This is a genomic window from Pseudomonas sp. MF08817 (genome assembly GCF_059862705.1).
Genome location: NZ_JCBCUY010000036.1, coordinates 38,934 through 56,907 on the forward strand (window position 1 = coordinate 38,934; position 17,974 = coordinate 56,907).

A 17,974-nucleotide genomic window follows, 5' to 3' on the forward strand; every position below is an offset into this window, starting at 1 on the left:
ACACATGTCCCAATCGTCTATTGCTGCCTCCACCAACGCCGCCCGCCGGGGCAGCGCCGGTTCGCGCCGGGTGCTGATCGGCCTCGGCTGGCTGATTTTTGCCCTGTTCCTGCTGCTGCCGCTGTTTATCGTGGTGTCCCAGGGGCTGAAACTGGGCCTGGGGGCGTTTTTTGCCGCGATCTTTGAGCCGGATGCCTTGTCGGCCCTCAAGCTGACGGTGATCGCGGTGCTGATCTCGGTGCCGCTGAACCTGGTGTTCGGCGTCAGCGCCGCGTGGTGCGTGAGCAAATACTCGTTCCGTGGCAAGAGCATGCTGGTGACCCTGATCGACCTGCCGTTCTCGGTGTCGCCGGTGATCGCGGGCCTGGTCTACGTGCTGATGTTCGGCGCCCAGGGCTTTTTCGGCCCGTGGCTGTCGGACCACGACATCCAGATCGTCTTCGCGCTGCCGGGCATCGTGCTGGCAACCATCTTCGTTACCGTGCCGTTCGTGGCCCGTGAACTGATCCCGCTGATGCAGGAGCAGGGCACCCAGGAAGAAGAGGCGGCGCGCCTGTTGGGCGCCAACGGCTGGCAGATGTTCTGGCATGTCACCGTGCCGAACATCAAATGGGGCCTGATCTACGGCGTGGTGCTGTGTACCGCGCGGGCCATGGGCGAGTTCGGCGCGGTGTCGGTGGTGTCCGGGCACATCCGCGGCGTGACCAACACCCTGCCGCTGCATGTCGAGATTCTCTACAACGAATACAACCACGTCGCCGCGTTTGCGGTGGCGAGTCTGCTGCTGATCCTGGCGCTCTTCATCCTGCTGCTCAAGCAGTGGAGCGAGAACCGTATTAACCGCCTGCGCGCCGGTGCGGCTGAGGAATAACCCATGTCGATCGAAGTCCGTAACGTCAGCAAGAACTTCAACGCCTTCAAGGCGCTCAACAGCATCAACCTGGATATCAACAGCGGCGAACTGGTGGCCTTGCTCGGCCCCTCCGGCTGCGGCAAAACCACCTTGCTGCGCATCATCGCCGGCCTCGAAACCCCGGACGAGGGCAGCATCGTGTTCCACGGTGAAGACGTCTCGGGCCATGACGTGCGCGATCGCAACGTCGGTTTCGTGTTCCAGCACTACGCCTTGTTCCGCCACATGACCGTGTTCGACAACGTCGCCTTCGGCCTGCGCATGAAACCGAAAAACCAGCGCCCGAGCGAAAGCCAGATCGCGGTCAAGGTCCATGAGCTGCTGAACATGGTGCAACTGGATTGGCTCAGCGACCGCTACCCCGAGCAGCTTTCCGGTGGCCAGCGCCAGCGGATCGCCCTGGCCCGCGCCCTGGCGGTGGAGCCCAAGGTGCTGCTGCTGGACGAGCCCTTCGGCGCCCTCGACGCCAAGGTGCGCAAGGAGCTGCGCCGCTGGCTGGCGCGCCTGCACGAAGACATCAACCTGACTTCGGTGTTCGTCACCCACGACCAGGAAGAAGCCATGGAAGTGGCCGACCGCATCGTGGTGATGAACAAGGGCGTGATCGAGCAGATCGGCTCGCCGGGCGAGGTCTACGAAAACCCGGCCAGCGACTTCGTCTACCACTTCCTCGGCGACTCCAACCGCTTGCACCTGGGCGAAGACCAACACCTGTTGTTCCGCCCCCACGAAGTGTCGCTGTCGCGCCATGAACTGGAAGACCACCACGCCGCGCAAGTGCGCGACATCCGCCCCCTCGGCGCCACCACCCGGGTGACCCTCAAGGTCGAAGGCCAGAGCGAGCTGATCGAAGCCGAAGTGGTCAAGGACCACGACAGCCTCACCGGTTTGACGCGGGGCGAGACGCTGTTCTTCAAACCTAAGGTCTGGCAAAAGGCCTAGGCCGTTGGGCGCGGGCTTGCCCGCAAGGCGCTGCCTCAGGCAGCGAAGAGGTGGGATGTACCGCCGCCATCGCGGGCAAGGCCCGCTTCCACAGTTGAACTGTGGTGTGGGTGGGGTTTTGATTTTCCCTCTGTGGGAGCGAGCCTGCTCGCGATGGCGGCCTGAGTGGCAGGGGTAAGACAGTTGCTCCCCCAGCGCTTGTGTCCGCGCCTACTTGACCGGCCCGGCGCGTTCTTCGATGGCGCGCTGGAGGTCGTGGCGCAGGCCCAGCAGGAAGGCCAGCTCCGCCACCACGAACAGCGGGCCGACAATCAGCCCGGTGACGTCATCGACGAACGCCGGTTTGCGGCCTTCGTAGTAATGGCCGACAAACTGGATCGCCCAGCCGATCACAAATAACCCCACGCCACTGCCCAGCCATACCCCGGTGCTCTGTTGCGCCATGGCGTTGCCTAGCCAAACGGATAGGCCCAAGAGCACGCTCATCAGTACGCCAAGCCGTATTTCCAGGCGCAGGTAGAACCCCGCCGACGCCAGGGCCAGCAGTACCGCTGGTGACAGCCAGAGCCCGGCCAGCGGCCATTGCGGGCGTGACAGCAGGACCGCCACGGCGACCACGATCAGCGGGATGCCGATGAAGTGGCTGGCGATATTGCGCCGGTCGCGGTGGTAGGCGGCGTATTGACTGAGGTGGTCGACGAGGCTTTTCATTGTTGTTTCCTCCTGTAGGGCGCTGGATCATGCCCTGCGGCTCATCCTGGCTCTGTCGGCCAGGCGACAATCAAGACGGGGTTTTCATGGATATGCGGGCGTGGAGTCAATGTCTGTCCCAGGGGCAGTGGTTCAGTCGAGTGCCTGCGCCTTTTCAGGATAGCCTGCTGACCCGCGCCCGGGTGCGGCGCCTGGCGCCGGGGCAGCGGCTGTTCCAGCGCGGCGACCCGCCGTGCGGGCTGTATGCGGTGCTCGAAGGCGCGGTGCGCGTGGGCGGAGTCAATGAGGAGGGCAAGGAGGCGCTGCTGGCCCTGGTGGAAGCGCCGCAGTGGTTCGGCGAGATCGGTGTGTTCGATGGCCGCCCGCGCACCCACGACGCCTACGGCGTGGGCCACTGCATCCTGCTGCATATGCCCCAGGCGACCCTGCATGCCCTGCTGGAGGAACAGCCCCAGCACTGGCGGGCGCTGGCCTTGTTGATGAGCCAGAAGCTGCGCCTGACCTTCATCAGCCTTGAACAGCGCAGCCTGATGCCCGCCGCCGCCCGGGTCGCCCACCGTTTGCTGTTGATCGCCGAAGGCTACGGCCAGACCGAACCACCGCTGCGCGCCTTGCAACTGCCCCAGGAGCAGTTGGCGCTGATGCTGTCGCTGTCGCGCCAGACCACCAACCAGTTGCTCAACGACTTGCAGAGCCAGGGCATCGTGCGGCTCAACTACGGTGCAATCGAAGTGCTGGACCTCGCCCGCCTGCGCGCCGCGGCAAGCCCCGCCGTGTAGCAAGCGGGCCCACAGAAGGAAAATGAAAATCCCACCCACATCACTGTTCAACTGTGGGAGCGGGCTCTGCCCCCGATTGCAATCTGTCAGGCACTGAAGGGGTGCTGATGTACCGCTATCGCGCGCAGGTGCTCAGCGCAACCCATCGCGAAACTGCCCCGGGGTCATGCCGGTCCAGCGTTTGAAGGCGCGGCTGAAGCTGCTGGTGTCGGCAAACCCGAGCAGGTAGCTGATTTCGCTCAGCGAGCACTGCGGGTCGCGCAGGTGCAGCAGGGCCGCGTTTTCCCGGCATTCATTGAGTAGGTTGTCGAAGCGGCAGCCCTCGTCCGCCAGGTGGCGTTGCAGGCTGCGCAGGCTCAGGTGCATGGCCTGGGCGATGCTTTCGGCCGAGGGCTCGCCTTCGGGCAGGCGTGCTTCGATGGCGGCGCGCACTTTGCGCTCCCAAGTCAGCGGGCGCAGTTGGGCGAGGGTGCGCTTGAGCACGGTTTCGTTGTGTTCGGCCAGTTCCGGGTTGGCGTCGTCCAGGTGGCTGTCGAAATCCTGGTGGGCGAACTCCAGGCGATCTTCCTCGGCGCCAAAGAACACCGGGGCGCGGAACACCCGGTGCCAGGGCTCGGGGTCGGCTGGGGCGGCGCGGCGCAGGTACACCGCCAGGGGCGCGTAGTCGCGGCCCAGGCGATTACGGCAGGTGCGCACGTAGATCGCGGCAAAGGCGTCGATGGCTTCCGGTGCCGGCGCGGTACGGTCGCTGGGTTGGCGCAAGTGAAAGCAATAGCGGTCGGGGGTGCGGCTCAGCTCCAGCTCCAGGGCGTCGCTGACCACTGCGTGATAACGCACGATGCGCTCGAACACTTCCCGCAGGCTGCCGCTGGCCACCAGCGCATAGCCCAGGGCGTGGAAGGTGGTCGGGCTGACGAACCGCGATACCCGCAGGCCCAGGGCCGGGTCGCCGCTGGCCTGCACCGCCAACGCCCACAGGCGCGTGGTGCCGGTAACCGGGTAGCGGGCGTTGGGGTCGTCCATCCATTGCGGGTCCAGGCCCGCCTCGCGGCACAGGGCCGTGCTGTCCAGGTCAAGGGCGTCGAGCTGCTTGCGCAGGGCGCGGGTCCAACTGGCGAGGATGGTGGGTTCGATCATGATGGTTGGCGCCTGGGGTCAACAGGTTGGCGTTCACGGCTACTCTGCCTGGCGCGGCGCCGGGGCAGGATGGGAGCGTCAATGACCAGAGGATGGAAGCATGCACGCCAATAGCGCAAGCCCCGAGCGCCAGAATGCACAACAACGAGCAGCGCACATACGCGAAGTGGTGCTGGCCAAAGGCATGGAACTGCGCCAACGCTACCCGGTTCTCAACCACCAGGACGCCTTGGGCGCGGCCATCCTGGCCTTTGCCCTGGCCGGGATGATCGGCTCGGCGGCGCTCTACATCACGGGCCACATGGCGTGGTGGGTGTGCCTGCTGCTCAACGCCTTTTTCGCCTCCCTGACCCATGAGCTGGAACACGACCTGATCCACAGCATGTACTTTCGCAAGCAACGCGTGCCCCACAACCTGATGCTGGCGCTGGTCTGGCTGGCGCGCCCGAGCACCATCAACCCGTGGATCCGCCGCCACCTGCACCTCAACCACCACAAGGTGTCGGGCAGCGAGGCCGACATGGAGGAGCGCGCCATCACCAACGGCGAACCCTGGGGCCTGGCACGGCTGCTGATGGTTGGCGACAACATGATGTCCTCGCTGATCCGCATGCTGCGGGCCAAGACCTGGGCGCAAAAGCGCAGCATCTTCATGCGCACGCTCAAGGTCTACGCGCCGCTGGCGCTACTGAACTGGGGCACCTGGTACGTGTTCCTCGGCTTTCACGGCGCCAATGGCGTGGCCGCGTTGCTGGGTGCGCCTATCGAATGGTCGGCGACCACCCTGGCGGTGATGCAGGGGGTGGATATCGCCGTGGTGGTGCTGGTCGGCCCCAACGTGCTGCGCACCTTTTGCCTGCACTTTGTCAGCTCCAACATGCACTACTACGGCGACGTGGAGCCGGGCAACGTGATCCAGCAGACCCAAGTCCTCAACCCCTGGTGGCTGTGGCCGTTGCAGGCGTTCTGCTTCAACTTCGGCAGCAGCCACGGCATTCACCATTTCGTGGTCAAGGAACCCTTCTACATCCGCCAGTTGACGGTGCCCGTGGCCCACAAGGTGATGGCCGAGATGGGCGTGCGTTTCAATGACCTGGGCACGTTCGCACGGGCCAACCGCTTGCAGGCCCCTCCGGTAGCCAGCGGGCTCGCTCGCGCGGGGTTGCGCAGCAACCCTTAGGAAGGCGGACGGCTTTGCCGCCGAGCGCGGGCGAGCCCGCTGACTACAGGGGGGGCATCGCGCAAGCTCAATTGCAGGGCCGCGAGCCATTTCACCAGGTCTTGCGGGTGGTGCCGGGGTGGAGGGGGTGCGCTTGCCATTGGCGGTGCCGTCCGTGGAGGGTGTGGGGTGTGATTCTGAGCAAAAGCCGTAGTTCCTTGGAGGGCCCTGGCAAAAACCAGAGCCCTCCTACGCCCGCCAGAAAAATAGCCGTCAGATCCCATCCCGGCCAATGCCCGGGTCATTCTTTTAGCCCCCGCCCTTTTTAGTGCGGCCAATGCCAGGCCGGTTGATCCAGCGCTTTTTGGCCGACGATTTCGGTCTGGCCGAAGTTTTTTTCCAGCACGATGCAGTTGCACTCAGGGTCCTGCTGTAAGGCCGAGATCAAGCGCCGGGCATGGGATACCACCCACACCTGGCAATGTTGCGAGACGCGGATAATCAGGCGCGCCAGGGCCGGCAGCAGGTCCGGGTGCAGGCTGGTTTCCGGCTCGTTGAGCACCATCAGGCTGGGCGGGCGCGGGGTCAGCAGCGCAGCGATCAGCAGCAGGTAGCGCAAGGTGCCGTCCGACAGCTCGGCGGCGGACAGCGGGCGCAGCAACCCTTGCTGATGGAACTCGATGGCGAAACGCGCCCCCGGCAGCGGGTCGATATTGACCCGCGCACCGGGGAACGCATCGCTGATGGCCGCGTGCAGGGCCTGGGCATCGCCGATCTCGATGATGGTTTGCAGCGCCGCCGCCAGGTCGCGGCCATCGTGGTGCAGCACCGGCGTGCGGGTGCCCAGTTGGGGCTGGCGCACGGGGGCCTCGGCGTCGCTGCGAAAGTGATCGTAAAAACGCCAGCGGCGGATGAACTCACGCATATGCAGCACCTCGGGCGAGGCGCGCAGGCTGCCGACCTGGTCGAACAGGCTGTCGAACTCCGGCGTGTGCTGGGCCAGCACGTCCCAGGCGCGGCCCTCGCGGGCGCGAACCATCGGGCCGTTGCGTTCCACCAACAGGCTGGCGGGGCGGTACACCGGGCCAGACCAGATGGCTTCGTGCTTGATCTGCGGGTCGAGGGCAAACTGCGACCGGCTCGGTGTCGGCAAGCCCAGGGCAATGGCGTAGCCGAAATCCTCTGCGGTGAACCCCAGGTGCAAACGCACCGGGCCGCTGCGCACGCTGGCCTCGATGGGCACCTCGCCGTTGCGCATGCGCCGGCTGACGGACGCCGGCCCGGCCCAAAAGGTCGATTCCAGCCCACCCTCGCGGGCCAGGGCGTTGACCACCCCGCCCTGGGCCGTTTCGGCCAACAGGCGCAAGGCCCGGTACAGGTTGGACTTGCCGCTGCCGTTGGGGCCGGTAATCAGGTTCAACCGCCCCAGGGGGATCACCAGATTGTTGATAGAGCGGTAATTGGCCACCGCGAGGGTTTGGAGCATGGCAAGGTCCTATGGCTGTGTTGCCCTCACCCCTGTGGGAGCGGGCTCTCCCGCGATGAGGCCGGTACATTCACCGCAGGGCGAGGGGCCGATAGACCGCCCTGGCGCGCCAGCCCGCTCTTACAGGGGAAGGGAGATTTCGTGGCCGCTGAACATAGCATGGGCCTGCCGTCATGCAGAGACGGAACCCTGATCTAAGCTCACAGTCGCATAGTCACTTGCTCGCTTGTATCGCCGCCAAGGAGTCTGCATGGCCGGTTGTGTATCTAAAGGATTATTGGCTCTGGTTGTGCTGTTGTCCCTCGCTGCCTGCGGGGACAAGCCAGCCGTCGAGAAGGCGCGGCCGCGGGTGTATGTGCAGGAGGTGCGGCCCACCGATTTTGCCGCGTCCGTGACCCTCACCGGCGATGTGCAGGCGCGGGTGCAGACCGAGTTGTCGTTTCGCGTGGGCGGCAAGATCATCCAGCGCTTCGTGAATGTCAGCGACCGGGTGACGGCCCGGCAAGTGCTGGCGCGCCTGGACCCCAAGGACTTGCAGATCAATGTCGATTCGGCCCGCGCCCAGGTCGCCGCCGAGCAGGCGCGGGTGGCCCAGGCCAGCGCGGCGTTCGTGCGCCAGCAAAAACTCCTGCCCAAGGGCTACACCAGCCAGAGCGAATACGACGCCGCGCAAGCCGCCCTGCGCAGCAGCCAGAGCGCCCTGGTGGCCGCCCAGGCGCAACTGGCCAACGCCCGTGAGCAACTGAGCTACACCGAGCTGGTGGCTGACGCGCCGGGGGTGATTACCGCGCGCCAGGCTGAAGTGGGCCAAGTGGTGCAGGCCACGGTGCCGATTTTCAGCCTGGCCCGCGATGGCGAACGGGACGCGGTGTTCAACGTTTACGAGTCGCTGTTGATGGCGCCGCCAAGCGACCAGACGCTGGTGGTCAGCCTGCTGGACAACCCGGCCGTCAAGACCACCGGCAAAGTGCGCGAAGTCACCCCGGCGGTGTCGGCGCAGACCGGCACCGTGCAGGTCAAGGTCAGCCTCGGCGAGTTGCCGGCGGGCATGGACTTGGGCTCGGTGGTCAGCGTCACGGCCCGGGCGCCGAGCCTGGCCAGCGTCGAACTGCCCTGGTCGGCCCTGACCAAGTACGAAAGCGCACCCGCCGTGTGGTGGGTCGATGACGACGGCAAGGCGCAGTTGCGCCCGGTCACCGTGGCGCGCTACCTCACCGGCAAGGTCATCATCAGCGCGGGGCTTGAGGCAGGGGAAAAAGTCGTCACTGCCGGTGGCCAGTTATTGCACCCGGGCATGCGCGTCGAGATCGCCACGCCCCCCACCTCCCAGGGAGACGCGCCATGAAGCCCATCCCCTGGCTGTTGGCCGCCAGCCTTTCGCTGGCCGCGTGTTCCAAAGAGGCGCCGGCGCCCGAGCCGGTGCGCCCGGTGTTGTGGGTGCAGGTGCAACCCTTGGCCGAAGAAAGCCTGGGGCGTTTCGCCGGCAGCATCCAGGCGCGCTACGAAAGCAACATAGGCTTTCGCGTGCCGGGGCGCATCGCCAGCCGTAATGTCGATGTGGGCAGCGAAGTGGCCGATGGCGCGCTGCTCGCCACCCTCGACCCCACCGACCAACAGAACCAATTGCGTGCCGCCCAGGGCGACCTGGCGCGCATCGAGGCGCAGTGGATCAACGCCCAGGCCAATGCGCGCCGCCAGCAGCAGTTGTTCGACCGTGGCGTGGGCGCCCAGGCCCAACTGGACATCGCCCATACCGACCTGAAAACCACCGCCGCCGCCCTGGCCCAGGCGCGGGCGTCGGTCAACCAGGCCCGCGATCAATTGGCCTACAGCGAACTGCGCGCCGACCACGCGGCCATCGTCACCGCGTGGAATGCCGAGGCCGGGCAAGTGGTCGCGGCGGGCCAGCAAGTGGTCACCCTGGCGCGCCCCGACATCAAGGAAGCGGTGATCGACCTGCCCGATGTGCTCGTCGACCGTTTGCCCGCAGACGTCGTCTTCACCGTCGCCGCCCAGCTGGACCCGAGCATCAACAGCCTGGCCACCGTGCGCGAGATCGAACCCCAGGCGCAAAGCGCCACCCGCACCCGCCGCGCACGCCTGACCCTGGCCCAGGCGCCACAAGGCTTTCGCCTGGGCACGGCCATCAGCGTCACCCTCAGCTCCGCCATTGCACCCCGCATCGAGTTGCCCGCCAGCGCCGTACAAACGCTCGACGGCAAAACCCGGATCTGGGTGATCGACGACGCGACCCAAACCGTCGCCCCCCGTGACGTCAGCCTGCTCAGCCGCGACAGCGCCAGCGTGGTGCTGGCCGGCGGCGTGGTGGCGGGTGAGCGGGTGGTCAGTGCCGGTGTGAACAGCCTCAAGCCGGGGCAAAAAGTCAAAGTCGATAAGGACAGCCCACGATGAAAGGCAGCTTCAACCTCTCCGAATGGGCCCTCAAGCACCAGTCGTTTGTTTGGTATTTGATGTTCGTCGCGTTACTGATGGGGGTGTTCTCCTACCTCAACCTGGGCCGCGAGGAAGACCCGTCCTTCACCATCAAAACCATGGTGATCCAGACCCGCTGGCCCGGTGCGACCCAGGAGGAAACCCTTAAGCAGGTCACCGACCGCATCGAGAAAAAGCTCGAAGAGCTCGATTCCCTCGACTACGTGAAAAGCTACACCCGCCCCGGCGAGTCGACGGTGTTCGTGTTCCTGCGCGACACCACCAGTGCCAAGGACATCCCCGAAATCTGGTACCAGGTGCGCAAGAAGATCGACGACATTCGCGGCGACTTCCCCCGGGGCCTGCAGGGGCCGGGGTTCAACGATGAATTCGGCGATGTGTACGGCTCGGTCTACGCCTTCACCGCCGATGGCCTGTCGATGCGCCAGTTGCGCGACTACGTCGAGCAAGTGCGCGCCGAAATCCGCGAAGTGCCGAACCTGGGCAAGGTAGAGATGATCGGCGAGCAGGACGAAGTGCTCTACCTCAACTTCTCCACGCGCAAACTGGCGGCCCTGGGCATCGACCAGCGCCAAGTGGTGCAAAGCCTGCAAAGCCAGAACGCGGTGACCCCGGCCGGGGTGATCGACGCCGGGCCGGAGCGCATCTCGGTGCGCACCTCGGGGCAGTTCGCCTCGGAAAAAGACCTGGCCAACGTCAACCTGCGGCTCAACGACCGTTTCTATCGCCTGGCCGACATTGCTGAAATCAGCCGCGGCTACGTCGACCCGGCCACGCCCATGTTCCGCTTCAACGGCCAACCGGCCATTGGCCTGGCCATCGCCATGAAAAAGGGCGGCAATATCCAGGATTTCGGCAAGGCCCTGCATGCGCGCATGGACAGCCTCACCGCCGACCTGCCGGTGGGTGTGGGCGTGCACAAAGTTTCGGACCAGGCTGAAGTGGTGGAAGAAGCGGTGGGCGGCTTTACCAGTGCGCTGTTCGAGGCGGTGGTGATCGTGCTGATCGTCAGCTTCATCAGCCTGGGCGTGCGCGCCGGGCTGGTGGTGGCGTGCTCGATCCCGTTGGTGCTGGCCATGGTGTTCGTGTTCATGGAGTACAGCGGCATCACCATGCAGCGCATCTCCCTCGGCGCACTGATTATCGCCCTGGGCCTGTTGGTGGACGACGCGATGATTACCGTGGAAATGATGGTCACGCGCCTGGAAATGGGCGAAACCAAGGAGCAGGCCGCCACCTTCGCCTACACCTCCACGGCGTTTCCCATGCTTACCGGCACCCTGGTGACCGTGGCCGGTTTCGTGCCCATCGGCCTCAACGCCAGCTCCGCCGGGGAATACACCTTCACCCTGTTCGCGGTGATCGCGGTGGCCATGCTGGTGTCCTGGGTCGTCGCCGTGCTCTTCGCCCCGGTACTGGGCGTGCACATCCTCAGCGCCAAGGTCAAAGCCCACAACGCCGAGCCGGGCCGGGTCGGGCGCGCCTTCAACGGCGGGCTGCTGTGGTGCATGCGCAACCGCTGGTGGGCGATCGGCATCACCGTGCTGCTGTTTGTGCTGTCGGTGTTCTGCATGCGTTTTGTGCAGAACCAGTTCTTCCCCTCGTCCGACCGCCCGGAAATCCTGGTGGACCTGAACCTGCCGCAAAACGCCTCGCTGGATGAAACCCGCAAAGCCGTGGACCGCCTCGAAGCGACCCTCAAGGACGACCCCGACGTGCTGCGCTGGAGCACCTACATCGGCGAAGGTGCGATCCGTTTCTACCTGCCCCTGGACCAACAACTGCAAAACCCCTACTACGCCCAACTGGTGATCGTCAGCAAAGGCCTGGAATCGCGCACCGCCCTTACCGCACGCCTGAACCAGCGCCTGCGCGAAGACTTCGTCGGCATCGGTAGCTACGTCCAGGCCCTGGAAATGGGCCCGCCCGTGGGGCGGCCGATCCAGTACCGGGTCAGCGGCAAGGACATCGACCAGGTGCGCAAGCACGCCATCGCCCTGGCCACCGAGTTGGACAAAAACAGCCACATCGGCGAGATCATTTACGACTGGAACGAGCCGGGCAAAGTCCTGCGCATCGACATCGCCCAGGACAAGGCGCGGCAATTGGGGCTGTCCTCCGAAGACGTGGCCAAGCTGATGAACGGCATCGTCAGCGGCGCGCCCGTGACCCAGGTGGACGACGACATCTACCTCATCAACGTGGTCGGGCGCGCCATCGATGCCGAACGCGGCTCGCCGCAAACCCTGCAGAACCTGCAAATTGTCACCCCCAGTGGCATCTCCATCCCGTTGCTGGCCTTCGCCACGGTGCGCTATGAGCTGGAGCAGCCGCTGGTCTGGCGCCGCGATCGCAAGCCGACCATCACCATCAAGGCCGCCGTGCGCGATGAAATCCAACCCACCGACCTGGTGGCGCAACTCAAACCCACCATCGCCCAATTCGCCGCCAGCCTGCCGCCCGGCTACTCGGTGGCCACCGGCGGCACGGTGGAAGAAAGCGCCAAGGCCCAAGGCCCGATCGCCAAAGTCGTGCCGCTGATGCTGTTTTTGATGGCGACCTTCCTGATGATCCAGTTGCACAGCGTGCAGAAGCTGTTCCTGGTGGCCAGCGTTGCGCCACTGGGGCTGATTGGCGTGGTGCTGGCGCTGGTGCCCACGGGCACGCCCATGGGCTTCGTGGCGATCCTCGGCATCCTGGCGCTGATCGGCATCATCATCCGCAACTCGGTGATCCTGGTGACCCAGATCGAGGCCTTCGAGCGCGACGGCTACACGCCGTGGGACGCGGTGATGCAAGCCACCGAGCACCGCCGCCGGCCGATCCTGCTGACGGCGGCAGCGGCCAGCCTGGGCATGATCCCCATCGCCCGGGAGGTGTTCTGGGGGCCGATGGCCTACGCGATGATCGGCGGGATCATCGTCGCCACCCTGCTGACTTTGCTGTTCCTGCCCGCGCTCTATGTGGCCTGGTACAAGATCAAGGAACCGACGCCCCAGGATGCCTAGCTGTCAGGCCCTTCCCGCGCCCGCGCGGGAAGGGCCTTACGCATAAATCGGAAGCCCCGCCAGTGCGCCGCCAAGGCCACCTGGCGTAGCCTCGCCCCCCTTGATTGCAAAGGGGGCTGACCATGTTGCCGCGTTACGTCCTGCTGGCTTGTGCCGTGCTGTTCATGCCTTGGGCACAGGCCCGCATCGAGCTGCAGAACCCGTTGTGGCGCATCGAACTGGAGCCTGCGACCCTGGCGATCCGCGTGACCCCCCGCGACGGCGACGCGGTGCAAGCCTCCGCCGGGGGCCAGGCACGGCGCGTCGGGGCATTGTCGAGCAGCGCCGAGGGCGCCGACTGGCAATGGGACGACGGCGCCTTCACCGTCAATGCCCGCCTCCAGCAACGGGAACTGCTGCTGAGCATCAGCGCCCGCGAGGCCGGCAGCCTGACCTTCCTGGAGCAACCGGGCAGCGCCATGGGCCGGGGCCTGCTCTGGCCGCTGACCGAGGGCCGCTATGTGCCACGTGGCGACCGGCGCTGGCAGGCGTACCTGCTCGACTACGGCGCGATCAACACCACCCAGGACCTGAGCCTGCCGCTGTGGGGCAGCGACCACGGCAACTTCAGCCTGCATTGGCTGCTGACCAACCCATTCAACAATCGCCTGCATTTTCGCGCCGAGGGCGAGGCCCTGGGCCTGAGCGCCAGCCACGAATTCACCGCCCTCAAACCCGATGAACCCTTGACCCTGCGCCTGTACCTGGGCGACGCCGACCCATTGGCCGGGGCCAAGCGCTATCGCCAGTGGCTGATGGAAACCGGGCGCTACGAAAGCCTGGGCAGCAAACTGCTCGCCAGCCTCCAGGCCCGGCAATTGCTGGGCGCCAGCCATATTTACCTGTGGGGCAACGACCTGCTGGGCGCCGAGGATGTGCGTGATTGGGGGCAGTTGTTGCAGGCCCTGGCCTCGGGCCCGCAGGGTTCGCTGGCCGCTCAATTGCGCGAGCGCCTCGACGCTGAGGCGGCGCAGGTTCTCGCCAGCGCCAGCCTGCCCCTCACGCCTTACCAGCGCGACGCTTTGCTCGGCGGCGTGAACCGCGCCCTCAATCAGCAGGCGCGGCAGCTGTGGCGTGCCACCGACGAGCCTGACCTTTCAGCCCTCGGCCGCGCCTACGGGCAGGTGCGCGCGCGGGTGGCCGGGGAGTTTGCCGTTTTTCTGGCCCCCGACCCGCAGGGCTGGGGCGCGGGGTTGTCGCTGCGCACCCTGGAACAGCTCAAGAGTACCGGCCTGCCACGCTTGTGGCTGGGCCTGGGCGACGGCTGGGAAGGGGGGCTGTGGCACCCAGAAACCGTGCGGGCCATGGTCGCGGCTGGCTATTTGGTGGCGCCCTACGATTCCTACCAGACCGCCCTGGCCACTGCTGAAAACCCGGACTGGGTCACCGCCCACCTCGGCACCCAGGCCAACCGCGACTGCGCCATTGTGCTGCGCGACGGCCAGCCCAAGCGCGGCTTCCAGCAAGCGGGGCACTACACCGACCCGCGTTGCGTGCGGCCCCTGCTGCAAGCGCGGACCCGCGCCGTGCAGGAGCGTGTGGGGTTCAACAGTTGGTTTCTCGACGCCTACGCTACCGGCATGCTGTTCGACAGCTACCGCCGCGATGCGCCCATGACCCAGGCGCAGCAGGCCCAAGGCAATATCGCCGCCGCCCGTTGGGTGGGCGAAACCCTGCAATTGCCGGTGGGTTCCGAGGACGGCAATGCCGTCACCGCCCAGGGCATCCTGTTCGCCCATGGCATGCAGACCCCGGTGATCGGCTGGGGCGATGCAGACTTCAAGGACAAGCAATCGCCCTATTACCTGGGCAACTGGTATCCGCCGCAGCAACCCAGCGTGTTTTTTCGCCCCGCGCCCCTCAAGGAACCCTACCGCAGCCTGCACTTCGCCCCGGCCACGCGGCTGCCGCTGTACCAAGCGGTGTTCCATGGCTCGGTCATCACCAGCCACCACTGGTTGTTCGATAACCTCAAGTTGAGCAACGTGCGGGTGGAAAACGAACTCACCCAACTGCTCTACAACGTGCCGCCGCTGTACCACCTCAGCGCCGCCACCCTCAAACAGCGCCTGGCGCTGATCCAGCGCCACGACCGCTTCTTCCGCCCGCTGCACCAACGCCTGGCCACCCAGGTGCTCACGGATTTCCGTTGGCTCAGCGCCGACCGCCAGGTGCAACAAACCACCTTCGCCGACGGCACCCGGCTGGTGGCTAACTTCACCCGTCAACGGCGCAAAATTGACGGCCGCGACCTTCCCGGCCATAGCATCACCGCCTTCGTCGCGGACGGGCGGGTGATGGTCTACCGCGCCGACTGAACGGCGTGCGCCGTCACCCCGCCGGCGCCATCGCGGGCGGGCCAGGCGCGGGAAATGTTTGCTCTGGGGCGCTCTAGCCCTTGCGCCACACACTCGCCAACCAAGGCTGTTGCTCGCGGGGTAGGCCGGCGGGGCGGTAGTAGTGCTCCAGCTCGATGAACCCTGCGTCGGTCAGCAGCAAGCGCCAGTTTTCCAGGTCGTGGTAGGCGCCGTAGCGCGGGCCGTTCCAGCCTTCCTGGTTGTCGCCCCGGGGGTTGGAGCAAAACAGCACGCCGCCCGGTTTCAGGCAGGCCTGCAATTGGCGCAACACCCGCGGCAGTTCCTGGCTGGGGATGTGGAACAGCACGGCATTGGCGAAGATCCCATCAAAGTGCCCGGGCGGCAGTTGCAGGCTGAGGAAGTCTTGCTGCCACACCTCGCAGCCGCTGTCTTCGCGGGCCATTTGCGCGAAGCGCTCGCAACCGTCCAGGCCCACCGCCACATGGCCCAAGCCAGTGAACGTCTGCAAATCGCGCCCCGGGCCGCAGCCAAAATCCAGCAGGGTGAACGGCGCCACCCCGTGGATATGGCGCAACAGCGCATCGATGTTCTGGCTCACATCGTGGTCGCGGGTGCCGTGGCGGAACTCCTCGGCGACCTGCTGGTAATGGCCCAGGGTGGTGGCAGTGATGTGCTGGAGATCGTCGGCGGTCTGTTTCATGGCGGCTGCGCAGAAGGTGAGAGGCCTCGACTATAAGCGCTTTTGCCGCGCCGGGTGCGCCAGCCTACCTGTAACTTCTGACAGTATCAGGCTGCAAAAAAACCTCGCATGCTATGGCCTGCCTGCTGAGTGGAGCCGCGACCATGCCCAACCATGACACCGCCACCCCGACGCTGAGGGGCATCGACCCCCGCGGCCTACCGGTTCGCCACGTGGCTTATTGCCGGGAAACCGCAGCCCAGGCCAGCGAACCGCGCATCACCCGGCAAGTGTTCGATGCAGCGTGGCGCCAGGTGGCCGCGTGGGATCCGCGTTTGTGGGGCCATGCGCAACGGCCCAACCTCACGACGCGCTACAGCCTCTCGGCGCAGGTGCTGCTGACAGACAGCGTGGATGGCGGCTGGCAGTTGCATCTGTTGAGCGTCGCCCAAGCGCCCCTGTCGAGTTGGGACGCTCGCGGCACTGGCCACCACACCCAGTTCGATCCACAGCTGCGCCCCATCGCCATGACCGAACAACTGGCCGGCCAGGCGCCCCGGGTGGTGGAGCGCTGGGGCTACGGCGCGGTGAACGCCGGCCATAACCAATGCGCACGCTTGGGGCGCCACGACCACCGCGCTGGCACCCGGCAGCTCGTCGAATACAACCTGGCCGGCCAACCGCTGCTGGACCATAACCGCTTTCTCGACAGCCTGGCGCTGCCCGATTGGCCGGTCAGCGTAGCCGCCCGCGACGCCTTGCTGGAGGCGGGAACGTTCGCCAACCAACAGGCCTACACCGCCTGCGGTGAACTGCGCGAGCAGACCGACGCCATGGGCAACCTCCGGCGATTTACCCACGGCCGCGGCGGGCAAGTGAGCGCGGCGTGGCTCACCCTGGCGGGCGCCGGGCAAACGCCGACGCGGCTGGTGAGCGCTATCGACTACAACGCCACAGGCCAGCCCGAGCGGGAAACCGCTGGCAACGGTGTGCAGCTATCCGCCGAGTACGCCGCCGAGGACGGGCGCCTGCACCGCTTGCGGGCTACGGCGACGGGCGGCAAGACCGTGCAGGATTTGCGCTATGGCTACGACCCGGTGGGTAACATCCTGAGCATCGAGGATGCGTCCCAGCCCACCCGTTTTGCCCGCAACCGGCGCATCGAACCGCTCAATCGCTACCACTACGACAGCCTCTACCAAGTGGTTCAAGCCACGGGCCGCGAAGTCGCCCAGCCTAGCCATGGGCCGCAATTGCCCCCATGGCAGTCGCCTGCCGTTGATCCCAATCAGCTACGCCCCTACACCCAGACCTTCACCTACGACGCCGCCGGCAACCTGCGCACGCGCCAACACAGCGCCAGCGCCACCTTCCAGATGTTCACCGCCGCCGACAGCAACCGCAGCAGCGCCCGCGAAGAAGACCTGGCCGGGGGCTTTGACGCCAACGGCAACCAATTGGAGTTGCAGCGCGGGCAACTGATGAGCTGGGACGGGCAGAACCAGTTGAGCTGCGTCACCCAGGTGCAACGCGAGGACGGCCCCGACGACAGCGAACAGTACCTCTACCAACAGCCCGGCCAACGGCTGCGCAAGGTGCGCCTGAGCCAAACCCGCAGCCGCACCCTGCGCAGCGAAGTGCGCTACCTGCCGGGGCTGGAGGTGCACCGCGACAGTGCCAGTGGCGAAGAACGCCATGTGCTCAGGGTCGAGGCCGGGCGCAGCCAAGTGTGCGTGCTGCACTGGGCCCAGGCGTTACCCGGCGGCACCCGCAACGACCAGGTTCGCTACACCCTGGGCGACCACTTAGGCTCCTGCACCCTGGAGCTGGACGAGCAAGGCGCGTTATTGAGCCAGGAAGGTTATTACCCCTTCGGCGGTACGGCGTGGTGGGGCGGGCCGAGTGCAATTGAAGCCAACTACAAGAGCTTTCGTTATTCGGGCAAAGAGCGCGATGCGACAGGGCTTTATTACTATGGCTATCGCTATTACGCGCCTTGGTTACAGCGGTGGGTGAGTGCGGATCCGGGTGGGGATATCGGCGGTATTAACTGGTTCTGTTTTGTAAGTAATAATCCAGTGCGCTTTCGCGATTTTCACGGGCTGGTTAAATACAAGGGGAAATATGATGGGTCGGAAATTCAATTAAAGATGAGTGGTGGGAGTTTTGTTGCGCGGGGTTATTCGGAAATTAAAAAACATGATGAGGTCGCCGCACGAAATCGGCGGTCTCAAGGAGCAAGTGCAACGCCTGATGTAAGGTGTTGCCATGTCTACCCAATACAACCACCTGAGTACCCAGGAGCGCGTCACCATTATGGTGATGCTATTTCAACGGCAACCACTGCGA

12 protein-coding genes and 1 pseudogene are annotated in these 17,974 nt (G+C 65.7%); 9 read left to right on the forward strand and 4 right to left on the reverse strand.

Annotated elements, in window-relative coordinates:
- Window positions 1-4: 4 nt before the first annotated feature.
- On the forward strand, window positions 5-871 hold the full coding sequence (gene cysW, locus AC19YR_RS20345) for a sulfate ABC transporter permease subunit CysW (protein WP_095109204.1): 867 nt from the start codon (window positions 5-7) through the stop codon (window positions 869-871).
- A 3-nt stretch (window positions 872-874) separates the two neighbouring features.
- The gene (locus AC19YR_RS20350; RefSeq protein ID WP_095109203.1) at window positions 875-1,855 is read left to right on the forward strand and encodes a sulfate/molybdate ABC transporter ATP-binding protein; all 981 of its coding nucleotides are present in this window, start codon (window positions 875-877) and stop codon (window positions 1,853-1,855) included.
- A 210-nt stretch (window positions 1,856-2,065) separates the two neighbouring features.
- On the opposite strand, the gene AC19YR_RS20355 is transcribed toward AC19YR_RS20350, so the two are convergent.
- Window positions 2,066-2,566: an Mpo1 family 2-hydroxy fatty acid dioxygenase gene (locus AC19YR_RS20355; protein WP_500599879.1), complete on the reverse strand. Its 501-nt coding sequence runs from the start codon at window positions 2,564-2,566 to the stop codon at window positions 2,066-2,068.
- Between the two features lie 86 nt (window positions 2,567-2,652).
- Here AC19YR_RS20355 and AC19YR_RS20360 point away from each other — a divergent pair, with 86 nt between their 5' ends.
- Window positions 2,653-3,345, forward strand: coding sequence for a Crp/Fnr family transcriptional regulator (locus AC19YR_RS20360; protein ID WP_500599881.1), 693 nt, complete (start codon window positions 2,653-2,655; stop codon window positions 3,343-3,345).
- A gap of 132 nt (window positions 3,346-3,477) precedes the next feature.
- On the opposite strand, the gene AC19YR_RS20365 is transcribed toward AC19YR_RS20360, so the two are convergent.
- Window positions 3,478-4,482, reverse strand: a complete 1,005-nt coding sequence (locus AC19YR_RS20365; RefSeq protein WP_500599883.1) for an AraC family transcriptional regulator — start codon at window positions 4,480-4,482, stop codon at window positions 3,478-3,480.
- 100 nt (window positions 4,483-4,582) lie between these two features.
- Here AC19YR_RS20365 and AC19YR_RS20370 point away from each other — a divergent pair, with 100 nt between their 5' ends.
- Window positions 4,583-5,662 (forward strand): fatty acid desaturase, encoded by a 1,080-nt coding sequence (locus AC19YR_RS20370; protein WP_095109199.1) that lies wholly within the window; start codon window positions 4,583-4,585, stop codon window positions 5,660-5,662.
- Window positions 5,663-5,966: 304 nt separating this feature from the next.
- Here AC19YR_RS20370 and AC19YR_RS20375 read toward each other — a convergent pair whose 3' ends face one another.
- Entirely contained in the window at window positions 5,967-7,127 is a 1,161-nt protein-coding gene (locus AC19YR_RS20375; RefSeq protein WP_095109198.1) for an AAA family ATPase, read from the reverse strand.
- Window positions 7,128-7,377: 250 nt separating this feature from the next.
- Between AC19YR_RS20375 and AC19YR_RS20380 the strand changes: the two genes are divergently transcribed.
- From AC19YR_RS20380 to AC19YR_RS20395, 4 genes are all read left to right on the forward strand, one after another.
- The gene (locus tag AC19YR_RS20380; RefSeq protein WP_095109197.1) at window positions 7,378-8,472 is read left to right on the forward strand and encodes an efflux RND transporter periplasmic adaptor subunit; all 1,095 of its coding nucleotides are present in this window, start codon (window positions 7,378-7,380) and stop codon (window positions 8,470-8,472) included.
- Complete coding sequence (locus AC19YR_RS20385) at window positions 8,469-9,539, forward strand: efflux RND transporter periplasmic adaptor subunit (protein WP_500599886.1); 1,071 nt, start codon at window positions 8,469-8,471, stop codon at window positions 9,537-9,539. The genes AC19YR_RS20380 and AC19YR_RS20385 overlap by 4 nt, the downstream gene beginning before the upstream one ends.
- Window positions 9,536-12,589 carry an efflux RND transporter permease subunit gene (locus AC19YR_RS20390; RefSeq protein ID WP_095109195.1) on the forward strand — a complete coding sequence of 1,018 codons (3,054 nt, stop codon included), beginning with the start codon at window positions 9,536-9,538 and terminating at the stop codon, window positions 12,587-12,589. The genes AC19YR_RS20385 and AC19YR_RS20390 overlap by 4 nt, the downstream gene beginning before the upstream one ends.
- 122 nt (window positions 12,590-12,711) lie before the next feature.
- Window positions 12,712-14,946, forward strand: a complete 2,235-nt coding sequence (locus AC19YR_RS20395; protein ID WP_500599888.1) for a glycoside hydrolase — start codon at window positions 12,712-12,714, stop codon at window positions 14,944-14,946.
- 73 nt (window positions 14,947-15,019) lie between these two features.
- Here the strand turns inward: AC19YR_RS20395 and AC19YR_RS20400 are convergent, their stop codons facing one another.
- Window positions 15,020-15,646 (reverse strand): class I SAM-dependent methyltransferase, encoded by a 627-nt coding sequence (locus AC19YR_RS20400; RefSeq protein ID WP_500599890.1) that lies wholly within the window; start codon window positions 15,644-15,646, stop codon window positions 15,020-15,022.
- Window positions 15,647-17,106: 1,460 nt separating this feature from the next.
- Between AC19YR_RS20400 and AC19YR_RS20405 the strand changes: the two are divergent.
- A pseudogene (locus tag AC19YR_RS20405) lies at window positions 17,107-17,670 on the forward strand (RHS repeat-associated core domain-containing protein); the annotation flags it as partial.
- Window positions 17,671-17,974 lie beyond the last annotated feature (304 nt).

What these genes read in the sequence shown, in the direction of transcription:
- cysW (WP_095109204.1), top strand. Translation starts at nt 5, where the DNA reads ATGTCCCAATCGTCTATTGCTGCCTCCACCAACGCCGCCCGCCGGGGC.
- AC19YR_RS20365 (WP_500599883.1), bottom strand. Translation starts at nt 4,482, where the DNA reads ATGATCGAACCCACCATCCTCGCCAGTTGGACCCGCGCCCTGCGCAAG.
- AC19YR_RS20350 (WP_095109203.1), top strand. Translation starts at nt 875, where the DNA reads ATGTCGATCGAAGTCCGTAACGTCAGCAAGAACTTCAACGCCTTCAAG.
- AC19YR_RS20375 (WP_095109198.1), bottom strand. Translation starts at nt 7,127, where the DNA reads ATGCTCCAAACCCTCGCGGTGGCCAATTACCGCTCTATCAACAATCTG.
- AC19YR_RS20395 (WP_500599888.1), top strand. Translation starts at nt 12,712, where the DNA reads ATGTTGCCGCGTTACGTCCTGCTGGCTTGTGCCGTGCTGTTCATGCCT.
- AC19YR_RS20385 (WP_500599886.1), top strand. Translation starts at nt 8,469, where the DNA reads ATGAAGCCCATCCCCTGGCTGTTGGCCGCCAGCCTTTCGCTGGCCGCG.
- AC19YR_RS20380 (WP_095109197.1), top strand. Translation starts at nt 7,378, where the DNA reads ATGGCCGGTTGTGTATCTAAAGGATTATTGGCTCTGGTTGTGCTGTTG.
- AC19YR_RS20400 (WP_500599890.1), bottom strand. Translation starts at nt 15,646, where the DNA reads ATGAAACAGACCGCCGACGATCTCCAGCACATCACTGCCACCACCCTG.
- AC19YR_RS20370 (WP_095109199.1), top strand. Translation starts at nt 4,583, where the DNA reads ATGCACGCCAATAGCGCAAGCCCCGAGCGCCAGAATGCACAACAACGA.
- AC19YR_RS20360 (WP_500599881.1), top strand. Translation starts at nt 2,653, where the DNA reads ATGGATATGCGGGCGTGGAGTCAATGTCTGTCCCAGGGGCAGTGGTTC.
- AC19YR_RS20355 (WP_500599879.1), bottom strand. Translation starts at nt 2,566, where the DNA reads ATGAAAAGCCTCGTCGACCACCTCAGTCAATACGCCGCCTACCACCGC.
- AC19YR_RS20390 (WP_095109195.1), top strand. Translation starts at nt 9,536, where the DNA reads ATGAAAGGCAGCTTCAACCTCTCCGAATGGGCCCTCAAGCACCAGTCG.